The sequence below is a fragment of the Streptomyces sp. NPDC027189 genome, from assembly GCF_055566975.1.
The window spans coordinates 234358-252419 of record NZ_JBVHRI010000011.1 but is presented as its reverse complement, the minus strand read 5'-3'; the positions used below and the strand labels follow the sequence as shown (position 1 = coordinate 252419).

At 70.7% G+C, this 18062-nt stretch carries 20 protein-coding genes; 9 read left to right on the top strand and 11 right to left on the bottom strand.

Annotated features, from left to right (window positions below):
- Positions 1–549 carry an acyl-CoA thioesterase gene (locus tag ACZ4RZ_RS26565; protein ID WP_399087128.1) on the bottom strand — a complete coding sequence of 183 codons (549 nt, stop codon included), beginning with the start codon at positions 547–549 and terminating at the stop codon, positions 1–3.
- Positions 550–668: 119 nt separating this feature from the next.
- Here ACZ4RZ_RS26565 and ACZ4RZ_RS26560 point away from each other — a divergent pair, with 119 nt between their 5' ends.
- The gene (locus ACZ4RZ_RS26560) at positions 669–1982 is read left to right on the top strand and encodes an LCP family protein (protein ID WP_467748179.1); all 1314 of its coding nucleotides are present in this window, start codon (positions 669–671) and stop codon (positions 1980–1982) included.
- 97 nt (positions 1983–2079) lie between these two features.
- Here the strand turns inward: ACZ4RZ_RS26560 and ACZ4RZ_RS26555 are convergent, their stop codons facing one another.
- Positions 2080–2442 (bottom strand): four-helix bundle copper-binding protein, encoded by a 363-nt coding sequence (locus ACZ4RZ_RS26555; RefSeq protein ID WP_467748178.1) that lies wholly within the window; start codon positions 2440–2442, stop codon positions 2080–2082.
- A gap of 244 nt (positions 2443–2686) precedes the next feature.
- On the opposite strand from ACZ4RZ_RS26555, the gene ACZ4RZ_RS26550 reads away from it, so the two are divergent.
- A complete protein-coding gene (locus ACZ4RZ_RS26550) occupies positions 2687–3322 on the top strand; it encodes an HAD family hydrolase (protein WP_467748176.1) in 636 nt (211 codons plus the stop codon).
- 79 nt (positions 3323–3401) lie between these two features.
- Here ACZ4RZ_RS26550 and ACZ4RZ_RS26545 read toward each other — a convergent pair whose 3' ends face one another.
- The 6 genes from ACZ4RZ_RS26545 to ACZ4RZ_RS26520 are packed head-to-tail and all read right to left on the bottom strand — an operon-like array spanning position 3402 to position 8787.
- Positions 3402–3932 (bottom strand): CbrC family protein, encoded by a 531-nt coding sequence (locus tag ACZ4RZ_RS26545; protein WP_467748175.1) that lies wholly within the window; start codon positions 3930–3932, stop codon positions 3402–3404.
- Positions 3933–3973: 41 nt separating this feature from the next.
- Complete coding sequence (locus ACZ4RZ_RS26540) at positions 3974–4921, bottom strand: hypothetical protein (RefSeq protein ID WP_467748173.1); 948 nt, start codon at positions 4919–4921, stop codon at positions 3974–3976.
- Complete coding sequence (locus ACZ4RZ_RS26535; RefSeq protein WP_467748171.1) at positions 4918–6315, bottom strand: PP2C family serine/threonine-protein phosphatase; 1398 nt, start codon at positions 6313–6315, stop codon at positions 4918–4920. Before ACZ4RZ_RS26535 ends, ACZ4RZ_RS26540 begins: the two co-directional genes overlap by 4 nt.
- Before the next feature lie 43 nt (positions 6316–6358).
- Positions 6359–7027, bottom strand: a complete 669-nt coding sequence (locus ACZ4RZ_RS26530; RefSeq protein ID WP_467748170.1) for a vWA domain-containing protein — start codon at positions 7025–7027, stop codon at positions 6359–6361.
- 21 nt (positions 7028–7048) lie between these two features.
- Positions 7049–7528 (bottom strand): hypothetical protein, encoded by a 480-nt coding sequence (locus ACZ4RZ_RS26525; RefSeq protein WP_467748168.1) that lies wholly within the window; start codon positions 7526–7528, stop codon positions 7049–7051.
- Positions 7525–8787, bottom strand: coding sequence for a hypothetical protein (locus tag ACZ4RZ_RS26520; RefSeq protein ID WP_467748166.1), 1263 nt, complete (start codon positions 8785–8787; stop codon positions 7525–7527). The genes ACZ4RZ_RS26525 and ACZ4RZ_RS26520 overlap by 4 nt, the downstream gene beginning before the upstream one ends.
- 203 nt (positions 8788–8990) lie before the next feature.
- On the opposite strand from ACZ4RZ_RS26520, the gene ACZ4RZ_RS26515 reads away from it, so the two are divergent.
- Entirely contained in the window at positions 8991–9656 is a 666-nt protein-coding gene (locus ACZ4RZ_RS26515; protein ID WP_467748164.1) for a tellurium resistance protein, read from the top strand.
- Between the two features lie 107 nt (positions 9657–9763).
- Here the strand turns inward: ACZ4RZ_RS26515 and ACZ4RZ_RS26510 are convergent, their stop codons facing one another.
- A complete protein-coding gene (locus ACZ4RZ_RS26510; protein ID WP_406169901.1) occupies positions 9764–10921 on the bottom strand; it encodes an acyl-CoA dehydrogenase in 1158 nt (385 codons plus the stop codon).
- Positions 10922–11135: 214 nt separating this feature from the next.
- Between ACZ4RZ_RS26510 and ACZ4RZ_RS26505 the strand changes: the two genes are divergently transcribed.
- The 4 genes from ACZ4RZ_RS26505 to ACZ4RZ_RS26490 all read left to right on the top strand — a co-directional run bounded on the left by ACZ4RZ_RS26505 (position 11136) and on the right by ACZ4RZ_RS26490 (position 15207).
- A complete protein-coding gene (locus tag ACZ4RZ_RS26505; protein WP_467748162.1) occupies positions 11136–12479 on the top strand; it encodes a UDP-glucose dehydrogenase family protein in 1344 nt (447 codons plus the stop codon).
- Between the two features lie 369 nt (positions 12480–12848).
- Positions 12849–13964, top strand: coding sequence for an AI-2E family transporter (locus ACZ4RZ_RS26500; protein WP_467748161.1), 1116 nt, complete (start codon positions 12849–12851; stop codon positions 13962–13964).
- Positions 13965–14063: 99 nt separating this feature from the next.
- Positions 14064–14621, top strand: a complete 558-nt coding sequence (locus ACZ4RZ_RS26495) for a hypothetical protein (RefSeq protein ID WP_467748159.1) — start codon at positions 14064–14066, stop codon at positions 14619–14621.
- 31 nt (positions 14622–14652) lie between these two features.
- Entirely contained in the window at positions 14653–15207 is a 555-nt protein-coding gene (locus tag ACZ4RZ_RS26490; RefSeq protein ID WP_467748157.1) for a hypothetical protein, read from the top strand.
- 168 nt (positions 15208–15375) lie between these two features.
- Here ACZ4RZ_RS26490 and ACZ4RZ_RS26485 read toward each other — a convergent pair whose 3' ends face one another.
- The gene (locus tag ACZ4RZ_RS26485; RefSeq protein ID WP_467748155.1) at positions 15376–15882 is read right to left on the bottom strand and encodes a CGNR zinc finger domain-containing protein; all 507 of its coding nucleotides are present in this window, start codon (positions 15880–15882) and stop codon (positions 15376–15378) included.
- A gap of 94 nt (positions 15883–15976) precedes the next feature.
- Between ACZ4RZ_RS26485 and ACZ4RZ_RS26480 the strand changes: the two genes are divergently transcribed.
- Positions 15977–16336 carry a VOC family protein gene (locus ACZ4RZ_RS26480; protein WP_467748153.1) on the top strand — a complete coding sequence of 120 codons (360 nt, stop codon included), beginning with the start codon at positions 15977–15979 and terminating at the stop codon, positions 16334–16336.
- A gap of 13 nt (positions 16337–16349) precedes the next feature.
- Entirely contained in the window at positions 16350–16742 is a 393-nt protein-coding gene (locus tag ACZ4RZ_RS26475; protein ID WP_467748151.1) for a VOC family protein, read from the top strand.
- Between the two features lie 82 nt (positions 16743–16824).
- Here the strand turns inward: ACZ4RZ_RS26475 and ACZ4RZ_RS26470 are convergent, their stop codons facing one another.
- Positions 16825–17943, bottom strand: a complete 1119-nt coding sequence (locus ACZ4RZ_RS26470) for a dipeptidase (RefSeq protein ID WP_467748149.1) — start codon at positions 17941–17943, stop codon at positions 16825–16827.
- Between the last annotated feature and the right edge of the window lie 119 nt (positions 17944–18062).

The following is an 18062-nucleotide window of genomic DNA, read 5'->3' as shown; positions in this document are numbered from 1 at the left end:
TCAGTCGTCGAGACCTTCCGCCGCGCGCTTCTCGCGCAGGTCCATGATCGCGCGGCGGCGGGCCAGCCGGTGGGTGCGGCGGATCTGTGCCTCCTGGTAGCGGCGCTTGTCGCGCTCGGTCTCCGGGAGGACCGGCGGAACGCGACGGGGCTTGCCGTCGGCGTCGACGGCGGCGAAGACGAGATAGGCCGAGCCGACCTGCTGGGGTGGCGTGGACTCGTTCCAACGCTCGGCGAGGACGCGGACGCCGACTTCCATGGAGGTACGTCCGGTCCAGTTGACCTGAGACTTCACATGGACGAGGTCGCCTACGCGGACGGGTTCCAGGAAGACCATCTCGTCCATGGAGGCGGTGACGGCGGGCCCGCCGGAGTGGCGCCCGGCCACCGCGCCCGCCGCGTCGTCGACGAGCTTCATGATCACTCCACCGTGCACCGTTCCCAGAAGGTTGGTGTCGTTGTGGGTCATGATGTGGCTGAGGGTGGTCCGGGACGCGGAGGTCGGCTTGCCCGGAATATCGGATTCCGGGTTGGGGGCCTGGTCTGTCATGGCGTCCACCATATGCCGGGCCGTGCAAGGCCTGCTTTGCATCAGCTCTGCAACAGGCGTGACCCAGATCTCCTGACTCTCTTGTAAGACACACAGTGGGGCCCTGCACACTGGTCGGCATGAGCGATTGGCCCGACGGATACGACAACCGCAACAACGGCGGCAACCGCTACGGACGCGGCAGCGCAGGCGCACAGCCTGAGAGCGCGCGCGTGATGCGGCAGGTCCGTCGCGGCCCGACCGCGCCCGGCCCGGGCCAGTCCGCGCCGCCGTACGGCAACGGTGTGCCCCGGCAGCCGTCGTACGTCGACGGCCAGGGGTACGACGACGATGGATATGACAACGGGTACGACTCCGGCTACAACACGGGCCAGGTCTACGGCGGCGGCCGCGGCGGCGGCTTCGTGCCCAACGACAACGATCCCGACCCGGACTACCAGAGCTACCGTGCACGCCCGAACTGGCGGCGGCGCCTCAAGTGGACCGCGATAACCCTGGTCACACTGCTGGTCGTGGTCTCCGTCGGCACGTACTTCTGGGCCGACTCCAAGCTCCACCGTGACGTGGATCTCTCCAAGGTGATCGACCGCCCCGAGACGGGCGCAGGCACGAACTACCTGATCGTCGGTTCCGACAGCCGCGCCGGCATGTCCGCCGAGGAGAAGAAGAAGCTGCACACCGGGTCCGCCGAGGGCAAGCGCACGGACTCGATGATGATCCTGCACGTCGGCGGCAACGGCGACACCCTGATATCACTGCCGCGTGACTCGAACGTCACGATCCCGACGTACCAGGGATCCGCGTCCGGCAAGACCTTCCCGGGCACGGGCCGTCAGGTGAAGCTGAACGCCGCGTACGCGGAGGACGGCCCGACGCTTCTCGTGCGCACCATCGAGTACAACACCGGTCTGCACATCGACCACTACGTGGAGATCGGCTTCGCGGGCTTCGCGAAGATCGTCGACTCGGTCGGCGGGGTCGAGATGACCCTCGACCAGGGCTTCAAGGACAAGTACTCCGGCGCGGACTTCAAGAAGGGCAAGCAGACCCTCAACGGCGAGCAGGCCCTCGCGTTCGTCCGCACACGGCACGCCTTCGCGGCCTCGGACCTCCAGCGCACGAAGAACCAGCAGAAGTTCCTGTCCGCCCTGGCGCACCAGGTCGCGACGCCCTCGACCGTCCTGAACCCCTTCAAGCTCTACCCGACCATGGGCGCGGGCCTCGACAGTCTCACCGTCGACAAGGACATGAGCCTGTGGGACCTGGCCCAGATGTTCTGGGCGATGAAGGGCGTCACCAGCGGCGACGGCAAGTCCATGAACATGCCGATCTCCGGCTCCACGGGCGGCAACCTCGTCTGGGACAAGGCCAAGGTGAAGACGCTGGTGAGCGAGTTGAAGAACGACGAGAAGGTGACGGTGAGCGGCAACTGACGCACCTGCCGCCTCCCGGAACACGGCACAGCCCCCGGAACTCTTCCGGGGGCTGTGCCGTGCCGACTGCTCGACGGGGCGGGCCGGGTCGGGCAGGTCACATCCGTGCGCCCGCCATCGTGCGACACATGTCCGCGCAGCGGCGACAGGACTCGGCGCAGCGCATCATCTGAGGGTCGTCCGGCATGGACATACACGCCTCGGCGCACATGTCGCACGCCTTGGCGCACAGAGCGCACATCTCGGCCGACATGGGCGACCTGCGCATCATCATGTCGGCGCACATGCGGGTCATCTCGGAGCAGTCCATGAGCGCGCGCATGATCTGCATCTGAGCCTGGCCGCCCATCTGCATGCAGGAGCTCATGGTCTCCTCGCACATGCTGTGGCAGGACATGCACGCCTCGACGCAGGCCTGCATCTCCTTGGTCATCGCGGTCATGGTTCCGGGCTGGGTCATGGCTCCTCCTGGGGGTGGTGGGACCCGGGTCGGGCCCCGCGTACGTGTCCTTCCGTGGTACGCCCCTCGGCCGCGCCGCGCCATCGAGCGGATGCCAACAATCCGCTTCATATGCCACACCCCCAAGGCGACAGAAGGACCCGAAATCCCTCCGGGGGGTCCGTCGCCGATACTCCGATCGGGGATCCCCGATCGGTGAGCCCCGGCCGGTGACCGGGCGCGGGCGGGTGTCAGGGTGTTCCCCATGACGCCCTCACCGCACCCGGCATCCGGCAGACCGCCCTTCGACGCGGTGCTCTGCGACATCGACAACGTGATCCGGATCTACGACCCGGCCCCCGTGACCGCGCTGGAACGCGCCGCCGGACTGGCCGAGGGCACCGTCATGAAGGTGGCCTTCGCGCCGGACACGGTGCTGCCGCTGCTGGTCGGCCGGATCACCCCGACCGAATGGGCGTGGTCGGTCGCGCGCGGACTGACCGGTCTCGTCCCCGAGGTCACGGCCTTCGAGCTGGCCAACGCCCTTGTCGACTCCCCCTTTCACGCCGACGAAACGGTCGTGGCCCTGCTTCGCGGGGCCCGCGCGCAGCACGTCCGCCTGATCCTCGTCTCCAACGCGTCCGTCCAACTGGAGGCGGACCTGGAGGTGTTGGGGCTGACGGACCTCGCCGACGACGTCGTCAGCAGCGCGCGGGTCAACATCGCCAAGCCCGACCCGCGCATCTTCGAGATCGCCGTCGAACGGGCCGGTGTCCCCGCCGCCCGGTGCCTGTTCGTGGACGACACCCTGGAGAACGTGGAGGCGGCGGCCGCGCTCGGCATGCGAGCGGTCCACTTCCGCGAACCGGAGGACCTGCGGCGCGCGCTGGGCGGCCGGTGACCACGTCCGGCAAGGCGTCGGCGGGCCACGGCGGCGACGTCACGGGTGCCGGTCCCGACGTCGAGGGGCGTCGGTTCCGTCAGGTGAAATCCGCGTAGGCGAGGTGTCGTTCACAGTGGCGGCAGCGGAAGAGATAGGCCGTCGGCCGGCCCTCGGCGTCCAGGGCGGCGAGGAAGGCCTCCGTGTCGCCGAGTGACCCGAGGTCCTGGCGCAGGGTCTCCATCGCGTCCGGGTAGGGCTCCAGTTCGGGGGCACCCGCGCGGCCGAGGAACAGCGCGGCGTCGCCGCAGTGGGTCAGCCGGCGTTCCTGCTGCCAGGCGGAGAAGCCGGGGGTGCGCTGTGCCACGGCGCGCACGACGTCCATCGGCACCTGGCCGTCCACCTCCGTGAAGAAGGCCTCGAACCGCTCGGCGGCGCTGCCGTCCGCGATGCACCACGGGCAGAGTTCGTCACCGATGTCCGCCACCGTGTACACGGGACCGGCGTAGACGTATCCGCGGCGGCGTCCACAGCTCAGGCACTCGGTGTCCGAGGGGACCACCGAGCCGGTGGCCAGGGGGTCCGGGTGGTAAGGGTAGGGCGGCAGGTCCGCTGTCGTGGGGTCGGTCATGGGGTCAGCCTGCCTCAGGCGCGGCCGCCGCGGTCCGTGGATCAGTCACGGAGGCTGATCCGTCCCCGGCTGCGCGGGCCGTCGAACTTGGTGCGGTCCACAGCCGGTTTCGGCGCCGGTTCGGCGGCGATGAGTTTGATCGTGTCCCGGCCGGCCAGCGCCGTACGCCACTGTCCCAGGTGCGGCCTGCTGCCCCGCGGACCGGCCGCCTGCTCCCACAGCGCAGTGACCGCGTTCTCCCGTCTGTCGTCGAGGACGCCGGGCAGCGGCCGCAGGGGATTGCCGGGGGCCACATAGGCGTCCTGGCTCAGGACGCGCCCCACGACCAGGGCCATTTTGTAGCGATCGCTGTCCACGGTGACCGCGCCCGGCGCCGCCAGCGGATCGTGCCAGTCCGGGGTGTCCGCCTGCTCCAGGACCGGCGGCCGCCCCACCAGACGTACCCCGTCGCAGTCCAGGAGGTAGGGAGCGGGCCCGGGTCGCACGGCCCACAGCACGTTCGCCTGCGACACGTCCCCGACGACGAGTCCCAGCGCGTGCAGCCACTGGAAGAGTTCGACGACGGCGACCACCAGCGCGTACCGCTCGGCCGGAGACGGCTGCGGAACGGCCTGCCAGGCGGCCTTGGGGGCCCGGAGAAGATACGACAGCTCGGTCAGCCGCGCTTCGCCGCGCGACGTCCGCCAGGTCATGGAGTCCGGGGCGCGATACATGAGGAAGCCGGTCACCCGCCCGCCGTTCACGACCCGGCACAGCGGCCACGCCGTCTCCCGGTCCAGGCGGTCCCGGTCGGCGAGGGCGAGCCCCTGACGAAGTGTCACGAGTGCCGCGAGTTGCCCGCCGTCGACCTTCTGCGGCTCGCGGTAGCTCTTGTACAGCAGTCGGCCCGGGCCGTCGACGTCGTACACCTCGCCCTGGCCGCCGTCGCCGACGCGGGCCCCGAGGGTGAGCGAGCCGAGCGGTACGTCGGCGCCGTCACTCGGGCTCATGGCATGGCCTCCCAGAGGACGACCGCGGTGCGGTCGTCGTCGTACGACTTCACCCGGTACTGCAGCTGCCAGAGGAAGTCGGCCGGAGCGGGAACGGCCCCGGTGCCCCATGCGGAACGCAGGAACTCCCGTATCCCGGCGTCCCCCGCCAGCGGCGTGGACAGACCGTCCGTGCACAGGACCAGTACGTCGCCGGGGAGGGCCGGGCCGAGGAGCGAGGCACGGGCACGGTGGCTGTGCGGCAGCGCCGCCGTGCGGGTGTCGATCATGCCGTCGCCGCCGTGCTCGGGATCCGTGAGGGACAGGTTCCACTCGGCGTCGCGCAGCCGGGCGGTGCCACCGTCGCCGACGGCCAGGAATCCGCGGGTACGGACCTCCGGGTCGAGGGGTACGAGCAGGGCGCGCAGCGTGGTGGCGTACGCGGCGGGGTCGTCGCCCCGCTCCTGCGCGTGGTGGGCCAGGAGCGTCGCGACACGCCCCACCTCGGCGTCCACCAGCGCGGCGAACCGGCTGCGGTCGCCCGCGCGCAGCGCCTCGGCGAGCTCCGCGGAGGCGCTGTCCAGCTGCATCGCGGCGAGCCGGCAGGCCTCCTGCGAGCCGACGTGCGAACGGGCCGCCGAACCCACGCCGTCCGCCACCATGAGCAGCAGCAACTCGTCCGGGCCGGGCGCGCCGAGGCGGACCACGGCCAGGGAGTCCTGGCGCGGCTCGCTCTGATAGCGGTGCGAGTCGCCGCGTACGGAGGCCGCCCGTACCGTCAGGGCGTCGTAGCCGGCACCGTCCACCACCATGTCCGGGATCAGCGCCGCGGTCGGGTCGCGCCGGACGGCTGGGACACCACGGGGTTCGGGCGGATACAGCGGCGGCTTCGGTCCGGAGTACGGCGGGACGCCCAAGGCCGGGACCGGGACCGGGACTTCCTGGAGCGCGGGGGGCGCCTCGGCGGGGCCGGGCGGCGGAGTCTGTGGATCGGCGGGCGCCGGGAGGCCCTCGGAGTGCGGTGGTACCTGGACGTACGGGATCGCCGGTGGTGCCGGCTCGTACGAGATCGCGGGTGGTGCCGGCTCGTACGAGATCACCGGCGGTGTCGGCTCGTACGAGATCGCGGGCGGAGCCGGCTCGTACGAGATCGCGGGCGGAGCCGGCTCGTACGAGATCACCGGCGGTGTCGGCTCGTACGAGATCGCGGGCGGAGCCGGCTCGTACGAGATCACCGGCGGTGTCGGCTCGTACGGCGCCACGGGCGGAGCCGGTGCCGGTGGCGGTGCCGGCTCCGGCCCGGTGGCGGGCGCGGTGGGCTCCGCGGGTTCGGCGAAGAACTGCCCGACGCTCTGCCACGTCGCGTCCAGCGGATCGGGCTGCCGCGGGTCGGCGTGGGACGGTCCGGCGTTCATGTGCTCGGCGCTCCTGCGCTGTTCCTGGCCCATCGGCGCGACCTCACAGCTTGTCGAGGGAGACGGTGGAGAACCCGGGCACGGTGTCGTCCACGGCCAGGGTGAATCCGTTGCCGCCGTCCGCCGCGATGCTCCCGGCGGAGCGGACGATCGACCGGGTGAGGCTGGACGCGAATTCGCGGAGCGCCTGGGCCGGTGACACCGTGGAGTCCTTCTGCATGAACGCCCGGAAGTTGGCGACCTGCGCGATCGTGCTCTCCTGCGCCTCGCCTATGCCGAAGGCGATGATCTTCGGGCAGAACCGGGACTGGGTGAGCTCCTTGTACGCCTGCTCCCAGTCCGGTTCGTCGGTGGGAATGCCGTCGGACAGGAAGAAGACCACCGGGCGGTACACCTCGTGGCCCTCCGACTTGAGCGCGGCCACATCGGCTTCGACGCAGCGCAGCAGCGTGCGGAACGCCTCGCCGTACGAGGTGAGCCCGCCGGCGGCCAGCGCGGGTACCGAGTCGATGTCGCTGAGGTCGACGAGCGGTTGCAGCACGGTGGCGCTGTCGGAGAAGCCGATGAGACAGAAACGCGTCTTGTCGGCGACGGTCGGGTTGGTACTGATCTCGTGGTGCAGGTCCGGTAGCGCGCCGTTGATGGCGTCGATCGGCTCACCGATCATCGACCCGGACTCGTCGCAGAGCAGGTAGAAGGGCAGGATCTGCACGGTGTCGTACCTCCGTGTGACTCAGTACGTGTAGAAGTAGATCTCGATGTCGGCGTGGCCCGAGGAGGCCCCGCCCTTCCAGAAGTCGCGTGTGGTGGCGCCGTGGAACATGTCCGGACGTGCCTTCTCCAGCAGGGTGTTGACCTCGTGGGCGTAGCGGCCTCCGGCGCCCGGGTCGGTGTGGCGTCCGAAGGTCAGCACGAATGCGGCCTGCCGCCCCTCGTAGCGTGCCGTCGCCTTGCGCAGGCCGCGCACGATCGCCTTCCTGTCCCCGGCCCGCGCGTCGACGGCCACCTTGACCGGTGTACGGACGACGGCCCGCGGACCTGTGTGCTTGGGCTTCTTGTGCTGCGCCGAGGCCGAGGGGGAGGGCGAGGAGCCGGGGGTCTTCGCGGCCTGCGGGTCTCCCTGGTCGCCCATGGCCACCAGCGCGAGGACGAGCAGCATGTCCGCGAACAGCCACCCCGCCAGGTGCAGTGGCTGGAGCCGGCGGCCCTTCATCGGGCCTCGGTGAGGGACGCCTCGGGCAGCTGCGGTGTCTCCCGTTCGCCGGCCGTCCGCTCCGCCGGATCCGGCCGGTCGGCCGTGTCGGCCCCCCGCCGCGCCCGCTCCACCGGGTCCACCCGCAGTGCGTCGGCGAGCCGCGAGAACTCCTCGGCCGCCACGCGCAACGCCCCCGTCTGGACGCTCAGTTCACGCACCGCCTGCTGGGACTCCTCGACCGCGCGGGCCGTGCCCTCGGCCACGTCGCCCAGCCTGCCGAGCAGTTGGACGGACACGTCCGAGGCCACCTCGATGCCCGTGGTGTAGGCGCGCTGGGACGCGGCCAGCACGGTGACCGAGTCCTCGACGCGGTCGCCGGCGCCCTCCACGGCGAGCCGTACCTCGCCGTTGGCGTCGCGAACGTCGTCGAGCGCCTTGCGGACCTGCGCTCCGCCGTCGCTGACCGCGGCCTCGATACGGCCCGCCGCCACCTCCAGCGGCTTGATGGACGTGTCCACCCCGGCCAGCCGACGCTCGGCGGCTTCCACCGCCCCGCCGACGACCGAGGCTGCAGTGGTCAGGTCCTTCTGGACCCGGACGGCCTTGTTGCCCAGCCGGTTGAGGGTCGTGGCGGCCCCGGTGAGCTCGGCGGCGAAGCGCTGGGGAGAGCTGAGCCGCTGCTGGTTCAGCACCAGTTGAGCGCGGGTCAGCGCCGGTACCAGCGCCGCCATCAGTTCCTCGGCGGTGCGCTCGGCGTCCTCTTCCCGGCGGGTGACGGCGGACCGTCGCAGCCCGTGCACGAGGACCAGGGCGAACAGCACCGCGATGGCGACGGTGGCGCTCATCGCCACGTGACCGAAGGTGAACGCGCCGGTGAGGTGCCCCTCGAAGCCGGACTGCCACAGTTGCAGGAAGGGCCGCGCGGCTGCCTTCGGATCCGCGCCGGTCAGCGCTCCGTACGCGCTCGACGCCCGGGTCAGGCCGTACCAGGTGACCATCAGCGGTACGAAGACCAGTGCGCCCAGCACCGCTTCGGCATAGGACCAGGCCTTGTGCTCCGCCCCCTGGTCTCTCGTCGCCCGGAGACTCTCCGGGCGGGCGTAGGCGGCGAGCAGATCGAGTTCGGACCACGGTTCGAGCGCGGTGACGTCCTGGTCCCGAAGCGCGTCCGCGAGGGCGGTCAGCTCTTCCTTCCGGGTCCCGAGCGCCGGCCGATCCGCCAGATCCTTGATGCTCTGAGCGACCACATGACGGTCCAACAGGGCGCCTGTCGGCATGCCCACCCCCACAACACGACGGACGCGGGGGCGTGTTGACGACACCCTTGGATCCCCACCCGTAGCAAGTGCCCCCGTGCCCCCGCCGGTTCACACGCACCAGACGTGAGACCGAAGGCACAGAGAGTACTCCAGAATCGATGCACCGCGCATAAACTCCCGGCACCCGCCGTTCGCCCGAACGGCGTTGCGAGGGGGCGCAGTTGAGCAACGACGACCGTCCACGCGGCACCATTCGCCTGAGGCCCACGGCCGGCCCGGAGCGCGCCGCCGCACGCGAGACACGGCCACCGTCCGCGCGCGCGGACACCGTGCTGACCAAGACGGTGCCGCAGGCCAGCATCGCGGGGCGCGGCGTTCTGCAGGTGAACCTCAACTGGTCGGCGGCGACCGAGGCCGACCTCGACCTCGGCTGCCTGGTCGCCTGCGCGGACGGTTCGGGCCTGGCCGTGCAGCCGTTGGGCAACGCCTTCGGTGCCCTGTCGCAGTGGCCGTACGTGGAGCTCGACCAGGACGACCGCACCGGGGCCTCGTCCGACGGGGAGACGCTCCGGGTCAACCTGGACCGGCGTGAACACTTTCGGCAGCTGCTCTTCTACGTCTATGTGTACGAGGGCGCGGTGGATTTCCGGCGCCTGGGCGCCACGGCCACGGTCACCGCTCCGGCCGGCGGCTTCCGCATCGCCCTGGACGACTCCCCCGACGGCGCGACGGGCTGCGCCATCGCGCTGGCGTCGCCCGGGCCTGGCGGGCTCACGGTCCGCCGCGAGGTCCGCTGGTACACCGGCACGCAACGGCGTTCGGTCCAGGAGCTGATGGACCGCGCGTACGGTTTCGGCTTCCCGTGGGTGTGGGGGACGAAGGACTGATCCGCACCGTCACCTCGTTGTCACGGGGTGGGAATGGGAAAACGGGGTGGGCAAGGGAAAGGGGCACTCCGGAGAGTGCCCCTCAAGTGCCCTGCCCGAGTGGTGAGTTACGGGAGGTTGCGGGCCATCACGATGCGCTGGACCTGGTTCGTGCCTTCATAAATCTGGGTGATCTTGGCGTCGCGCATCATGCGCTCGACCGGGTAGTCGCGGGTGTAGCCGTAGCCGCCGAGGAGTTGGACCGCGTCCGTCGTGACCTCCATGGCCACGTCCGAGGCGAAGCACTTGGCCGCCGCGCCCTGGAAGGTGAGGTCGGCGTCGCCGCGCTCGGACTTGGCCGCCGCCGCGTACGTCAGCTGGCGGGCCGCCTCGATCTTCATCGCCATGTCGGCGAGCATGAACTGGATGCCCTGGAAGTCGGCGATCGGCTTGCCGAACTGCTTGCGCTCCTGGACGTAGCCCTTGGCGTAGTCGAGGGCGCCCTGCGCGATGCCGAGGGCCTGCGCGGCGATCGTGATGCGGGTGTGGTCCAGGGTCTTCATCGCGGTGGCGAAGCCCGTGCCCTCCTCGCCGATCATGCGGTCAGCGGGTATGCGGACGTTGTCCAGGTAGACCTCGCGCGTGGGGCTGCCCTTGATGCCGAGCTTCTTCTCCGGGGCGCCGAAGGAGACACCCTCGTCCGACTTCTCGACGACGAACGCCGAGATGCCCTTCGAGCGCTTCGTCGGGTCCGTCACGGCCATGACGGTGTAGTACTCGGACACGCCGGCGTTCGTGATCCACCGCTTCACGCCGTTCAGGACGTAGGAGTCGCCGTCGCGGACCGCCTTCGTCTTCATGCCCGCCGCGTCGGAGCCCGCGTCCGGCTCGGAGAGGCAGTACGAGAACATCCCCTCGCCCTTGGCCAGGGGCGTCATGTACTTCTTCTTCAGGTCCTCGGAGCCCGAGAGGATCACGGGGAGCGAGCCCAGCTTGTTCACCGCGGGGATCAGGGAGGAGGACGCGCAGACCCGCGCCACCTCCTCGATCACGATCACCGTGGCCAGCGCGTCGGCGCCCGCGCCGCCGTACGTCTCCGGCACGTGCACCGCGTGCAGGTCGGAGGAGACCAGGGCGTCCAGGGCCTCCTGGGGGAAACGGGCTTCCTCGTCCACCGCTGCGGCGTACGGCGCGATTTTCGCCTCGGCCAGCGAACGGATCGCGTCCCGGAGCATGTCGTGCTCCTCGGACGGGCGGTACAGGTCGAAATCAGCCGATCCGGCCAAGGTCTCTCACGCTCCAAGGATGCTGTGATGGTGGCGCTAACTACCGTTAAGTAACCCAAATTTTAGGGGTACGCCCACCCGAGTGATACGTGAGCTTGGCGACAAAGGGAAAAGCACGGGAAAGACACGGCGAGATCTGCCCGGTGAGGACGCCCGACAGGCCCCGACTATGCTCGGGCACCGCACCCACGGCCGTAAACCTCAGGAGCACCCCATGGCCCTCAAGATCACCGTGATCGGCACCGGCTATCTCGGCGCCACGCACGCCGCCGCCATGGCCGAGCTCGGTTTCGAGGTGCTGGGGCTCGATGTCGTCCCCGAAAAGATCGAGATGCTCCAGCGGGGCGAAGTGCCGATGTACGAGCCCGGGCTCGAGGAGCTGCTGCGCAAGCATGTCGCGGGGATCGAGGGGTCCAGCGGGCGGCTTCGGTTCACCATGGACTGGGCCGAGGTCGGGGAATTCGGCGATGTCCACTTCGTCTGCGTGAACACGCCGCAGAAGCACGGCGAGTACGCCTGCGACATGTCGTACGTCGATGCGGCTTTCGAGTCGCTCGCGCCGCATCTGACGGGGCCCGCCCTCGTCGTCGGCAAGTCCACCGTGCCCGTCGGCTCGGCGGACCGGCTGGCCAGGACGCTCGTCGAGCTCTCGCCCGCCGGTGAGGACGCCGAGCTCGCCTGGAACCCCGAGTTCCTGCGCGAGGGCTTCGCCGTGAACGACACGCTGCACCCCGACCGGATCGTCGTGGGCGTGCGCAGCGAGCGCGCCGAGAAGCTGCTGCGCGAGGTGTACACGACACCGGTCGCCGAGGGCTCGCCCTTCGTGGTGACCGACTTCCCGACCGCCGAGCTGGTGAAGACCTCCGCGAACTCCTTCCTCGCCACCAAGATCTCCTTCATCAACGCCATGGCCGAGGTCTGCGAGGCCGCCGGCGGCGATGTCGCCAAGCTGGCCGAGGCCATCGGGCACGACGAGCGGATCGGGAAGAAGTTCCTGCGGGCCGGGATCGGGTTCGGCGGCGGGTGTCTGCCCAAGGACATCCGCGCCTTCATGGCCCGTGCCGGTGAGCTCGGTGCCGACCAGGCGCTCACCTTCCTGCGCGAGATCGACTCCATCAACATGCGGCGCCGCGGCCAGATGGTGGAGATGGCCCGGGAGGCACTGGGCGGCGGTTCCTTCCTCGGCAAGCGGGTCGCCGTGCTCGGCGCGACCTTCAAGCCGGACTCGGACGACGTAAGGGACTCACCGGCGCTGAACGTCGCCGGACAGATCCACCTCCAGGGCGGCCAGGTCACCGTCTACGACCCGAAGGGCATGGCGAACGCGCGGCGCCTGTTCCCGACGCTCGGGTACGCCGACTCCGCCGTCGAGGCCGCGCGCGGCGCCGACGTCGTACTGCACCTGACGGAGTGGCGCGAGTTCCGTGAGCTGGACCCGGCGGTGCTCGGCGAGGCGGCCTCGGTCCGGGTCATCCTGGACGGACGCAACGCCCTCGACCCCGAGGTGTGGCGCCGGGCCGGGTGGACCTACCGCGCGATGGGGCGACCCACCGCGTAGGTACCGGTCCCACCGCCGTTCCGTCACCGATCGCCATTCCGTCACCGATCGGCGTCCCGTCACCCATCGGCCGACTCCAGGGGGCCGGATGGCGTACGGCCGGGCGTCCCCGGCTCGCCCGGCTCCTCGTACCGACCCACGCTGTCCCTGACGCCCCTTGTGTTCGAAGGTGCCCCTTCGGGAACGCGTAGCAGCGTGGTCCCGCCGACGGGAGGCGGTGACACACAGGTGAGCGACGGATCGCGTCGTTCGCGCCGACGGCCGGACCCGCCCGGCGCGGGTCCCGGCGCGGACCCCGGCTCCCGTCGCGGCGGACGACGGATGCGGTTCGTCGTGCTGGGGAGCCGGCCCGCCCGCGGGGTGGGGGCGGTGGCACGGGCACGTACGGCCGGGGCGGCGATGCGGCGCTCCCGGGGCCGCGACAGCGTCGCCACGACCGTGGGCCACGGACTGCGGGTGGCCGCGGCGTACGCATGGCGGCTGCTGGTAATCGGGGCGGCCGTGTACGCGGGCTTCACGATCCTGGGGCGGTTGCAGCTGGTCGCCGTGGCGGTGTTCCTCGCGCTGGTGGTGACCTCGGTGCTGCGTCCGCTGGCCAATCTGCTGGCGCGGCGGCTGCCGAGGGCCGCAGCGGTCGCGGTGAGCGTCGTGGGGAGCCTGCTGCTGGTGCTGGGGCTGCTGACGCTGGTCGGCAGCCTGGTGGCGGGGGAATCGGGCCAGCTGGGAGAGCAGTTCTCCGGGGGCATCGGGCGGATCGAACGGTGGCTGGAGGGCTCCCCCTTCCATGTGAGCCATGCGGTGGTGTCCGATCTCCAGGGCAAGTTGGCCACGTACATCTCGGAGCACCGTTCCCTGCTGATCAGCAGTGCGCTCAGCGGCGCCGGGCGATTGGTGGAGGTGCTCACCACCGGGGTCCTCGCGCTGTTCTGCTCCCTGTTCTTCATTCATTCCGGAGACAAGTTCTGGTACTGGTTCCAGGAGTTGCTGCCGGCGGGCGCGCGGGACCCGTGGGCGCGCACGGGACGGGCGGCGTGGCGCACGTTCGCCGGGTACACGCGGGGCATCATCATCGTGGCGGCCACCAATGCCGTTCTGGTTGGCATCGCCCTGTTCGCGCTGCGCGTGCCACTGGCCCTGCCGCTGACGCTCCTGGAGTTCTTCCTCGCCTTCATCCCGCTGGTGGGCTCGCCCATCGCGCTGGCCGTGGCCACGGTGGTCGCCCTGGCCTCGCGGGGGCCGGTCGTCGCGATCGCGGTGCTCGCCCTGATCGTGGTCATCGGCCAGCTCGAAGGCCACGTGCTGCATCCGCTGGTGCTGAGTTGGGCGGTCCGGCTGCACCCCGTGGTGGTGGCCGTCTCCGTCATCGCCGGCGGCATCCTGGCCGGCGTGATCGGGGCGGTCGTGGCCGTCCCGATGGTGTCGGTCGCCTGGTCCGTGATCGGCGAGCTGCGCGCCCCGCCCGAGCCCGGGCGGCCGCCGGGATGACGGCGTTCCCCGCATTTCATTATTTCGTTTTAGTCGAAAAGACGGGGGAATTCGGCATCAATAAGGGCATATCAAGCCCCCGAGAGGAGGTTCTGCCCGATGTCAACAGGGACACTTCTGGCGATCATCATCCCCATCGTGGTGGTGATTGCCCTGGCCGCCGTGGCGGCTTCGCTGTTCGTACGCCGCCGGGAGCTGCGCGAGCGCTTCGGTCCGGAGTACGAGCGGACGGTGGAGGACGCCGACAGCCGCACGGCCGGTGAACGCGAGCTCAGGGCCCGCGAGAAGCGGCACGACTCGCTGGACATCAAGCCGCTGGACAGCAGCGTCAGGGATCGGTACGCCCGGGACTGGACCAGCGTGCAGGAGGACTTCGTGGACCATCCGGAGGGCGCCGTGCACGACGCGGACCGTCTGGTGACCTCCCTCATGGACGAACGCGGCTATCCGACCCAGGACTTCGAGCAGCAGCTCAAGGACCTCTCGGTCGAGCACGGCCGCACGCTGGAGCACTACCGGGCCGCCCATGAGGTGGACGAGCTCAGCATTCGGCACCGGGCGACCACGGAGCAACTGCGGGGCGCCATGGTGCACTACCGCGCCCTCTTCCAAGAACTGCTCTCCGATGGAGGCCAAGCCCGCCACGCCCGGGCCTGAGCGGCCCGGCGAACGCAGGAACGGAGAAGAAATGCAGCGCCACGACATACCGGACACCGCCACCGAGAGCGGCCTGTCCACCGACGACATCGCCCAGCCTCGCGACCGGAGGACGGACGACACGGATGACACGGACGACACGGCGAAGACGCGGTCCGAAGTGCCGACCTTCCCTGGCGAGGGCACGACCTCGGCAGGCGAATCCGCCGAACGCGGGGACGTGAAAGCCGAGTCCGGCCCCACGCCCGAGGACACCGCCACCGACTCCGGCACCCGGGACGAGGCCCGCGGCTCGGACGCGGGGGCCGAGGACGAGATTCCCCAACTCCTCAGCGAGGAGGACGAGGAAGGGTTCCGCGCGCGCTGGCAGGAGGTGCAGAGCAAGTTCGTCGACGATCCGCGCGACGCCGTGCACACCGCCGACGCCCTGGTCGCGGACGTGATGCAGAGGCTCGCCGCCACCTTCGCCGATCACAAACAGGAACTGGAGGGACAGTGGAACCGGGGCGAGCAGGCGGACACCGAGGACCTGCGCCTGGCACTGCGCCACTACCGTTCGTTCTTCAACCGCCTGCTGGTCGCGTGACGCGGCGCGGCGACGCGCACGGACGAGACAGGTCCGGCCGAGGCTCAGTCGGCCGAACACGCACGGACGACGCCGGTCCGGCCGAGGCTCAGTCGGCCGGACCGGCGCCAATTGCATTCTGCCCCACTTCGCCGTGCGTGGAGCGGTGACCGCCCGACTCCCGCTGCCCTACGACTCCTTGGCGCGGTACCGCCGCATCTTCGCGCGCGCGCCGCACACCGCCATCGAGCACCAGCGACCCCGGCCGGCCGGGCTGCGGTCGTAGTACGCCCAGTGGCACTCGGGCAGTTCGCAGGCCTTGAGGCGGAGCCAGGTGCCCGCCGTGAGCGCCTCCGCCACGGCCGCGGCGACGCGGGAGAGCAGCGGGCCCGCGTCGGCCGGGGCGAGGGCCGCCGAGCCGTCCCGCTCGTCGACCGCCACGTACAGCGGCGCCCGCGCCAGCAGCTCGCCCAGGGGCGTCACCTCGCGGTGCGGGGCGTGACCGGCGTGCGCCAGACACACGGCCCGCAAGGACTCGCGCAGCTCTCGTACATCGGCCACGTCCCGCTCCGCGACACCGAACGCGGCACGCCCCTCGGCCGTGTCCAGCGTGTCGGCGCCCGACTCCAGGTCCACGGTGTTCACCAGGGCCTCCACGAGGGCCAGTCCCCCGGGTGCGGGCGATCTCTCACTCATGCTTGCGACGTTACCTCCAATGCGAGAGCATGCAGTAACCATAGTTACCGCATAAGGCCTTCTACAGGTAACAAGTGCCGATCAGGAGGAAGTCATGGCTCTCGCCAAACTGGGCGTCGTCGTCCTGGACTGTCCCGACCCGCGTGCGCTCGCCGGGTTCTACGCCGAGGTGCTGGGCGGCACCGTCGAGGGCGACGGAGACTGGGTGGACCTGACGGTGCCCGGCGGGCAGTCGCTGGCCTTCCAGGCGGCACCGGGGCACGTACCGCCGAAGTGGCCCGCGCCCGCCGAATCGCAGCAGTTCCATCTGGACCTGACCGTCGACGATCTGGACACGGCGGAGCTGGGCGTGCTCACCCTCGGCGCGAAGCCGCTGGACGCCGACGACCGGTCGCGCTCCTGGCGTGTGTACGCCGACCCGGCGGGGCATCCGTTCTGTCTCTGCGCCTGCTGACCCTGGAGGACTCATGCCGGCTGTGGCACGTTTTCGTTCCGTCGTGATCGACTGCCCCGACCCGCGCGCGCTCGCCGACTTCTACGCCCAGGTGGGCGGCGGCACACCCCAGGCCGAGGACGACGACTGGGTCGTACTCCGGATTCCGGACGGGCCGCGGCTGGCCTTCCAGCGGGCGGACGGCCACACCCCGCCGGAGTGGCCGCGGGCCGACCGGAACTCGCAGCAGTTCCACATCGACTTCGACGCCGGGTCCACCTGGGCGGAGGTCGACGCGGCCCACGAGAAGGTGCTGGCGCTGGGGGCGCGGCCGCTGGACCTGGAGGACCGGGAGAAGAAGGACTTCCAGGTGTACGCCGATCCGGCGGGGCATCCGTTCTGCCTCTGCAGGATCGAGCACCCGTGATCGGCCACTCCTGATCGACCACCCGTCATGGGCCACCCGTAATCGACCACCGGTACCGGGCCACTCGTGACGGTACGGTCGGCTATCCGTCCAGCTCGGCGATCTTCGACGTCGACGGCTCGCGGCGCTGCTGGGCGGCGCGGGCCGTGAAGTCCGCGCTGCGCAGCACCCGCTGGACATTGCCCCGGGTGAGCAGCGCGAGATCGGTCTCTGACCAGCCGCGGGAGAGCAGCTCGGCGATCAGGTACGGGTAGCAGGACGCGTCGGCCAGATCCTGCGGGTGAGCGGCTCCGGAGTCGTACGTCCCCGAGAGGCCGACGCACTCCGCTCCGGCGAGGGCGCGGACGTGGTCGAGGTGATCGGCGACGTCCCGTACGGACGGGCCGGTCTGCTCGGCCGTGAGCGGGACGAGGCACAGGCCCTTGGCGACGCCCAGTGCGACGAGAACGTCGTCGGGGAGGTTGGCCGGATGGGGGCGCAGCGCCCAGGCCGCGGAGCGGGTGAACAGGACCGGGGACTTGGAGGCCGCGAGGGCACGGCTGATCGTGGCCTCCGAGGTGTCGGAGAGGTCGGCGAGCACGCCCAGGCGGTTCATCTCGCGAAGCACCTCCTCGCCGAACCGGGTCAGGCCCGCCTCGCTCGCCCAGGAGGCACCCGACAGCGTGAGGATGCGCAGGCCGAGCGTGTGCAGGGAACGCAGGATGCCGAGCGAGTCGCCGAGCGCGTCGGCGCGGGCGGGGCCGAGCACGACGGCCACCCGGCCGCAGTGCTGGGCGTCGCTGATCTCGGCGGCGCTGTGCGCCATGCGCAGGCCATCGGGGTGCGCACGGACCACCGTCTTCACCAGGTCCAGCTGCTCCAGGGTGGCGCCGAGGGCCCGCTCCCCGGCGAGCCCCTCGGGCAGGTGCAGCGACCAGAACAGCGCGCCCACGTGCCCTTCCCGCATCCTCGGCACATCCGTGTCCACGGCGCTCTCGCCCAGCTCCAGATCGAACCACGGCAGGTGTCGAAGCGCCCAGGGCAGACCGCTGTAACCGTCGGCGACGGGGTGGCCCGCCAGGAAGGCGTGGGCCCGCTCCAGCGGGTCCGTCCCCGGGGCGGTCTCCGTGGTGTCCAGGCACTCCGCCTCCGGCCAGGCAACGGTCCGGTCGAGCTCTCCCACCTCGGCGGTGGCGTGCAGTTCGTCCTGCAGTTCTGCCATGACAGGCTCCGTGGGGTGGAGTGGACGGTGATCGCAGTACCGCCACCGTTGCACGGAGCCCGCGGGGCTTCCTGGTGGGCGGGGCGTTTGGGGGTACGTCCCGCCCACCAGGTATGCGG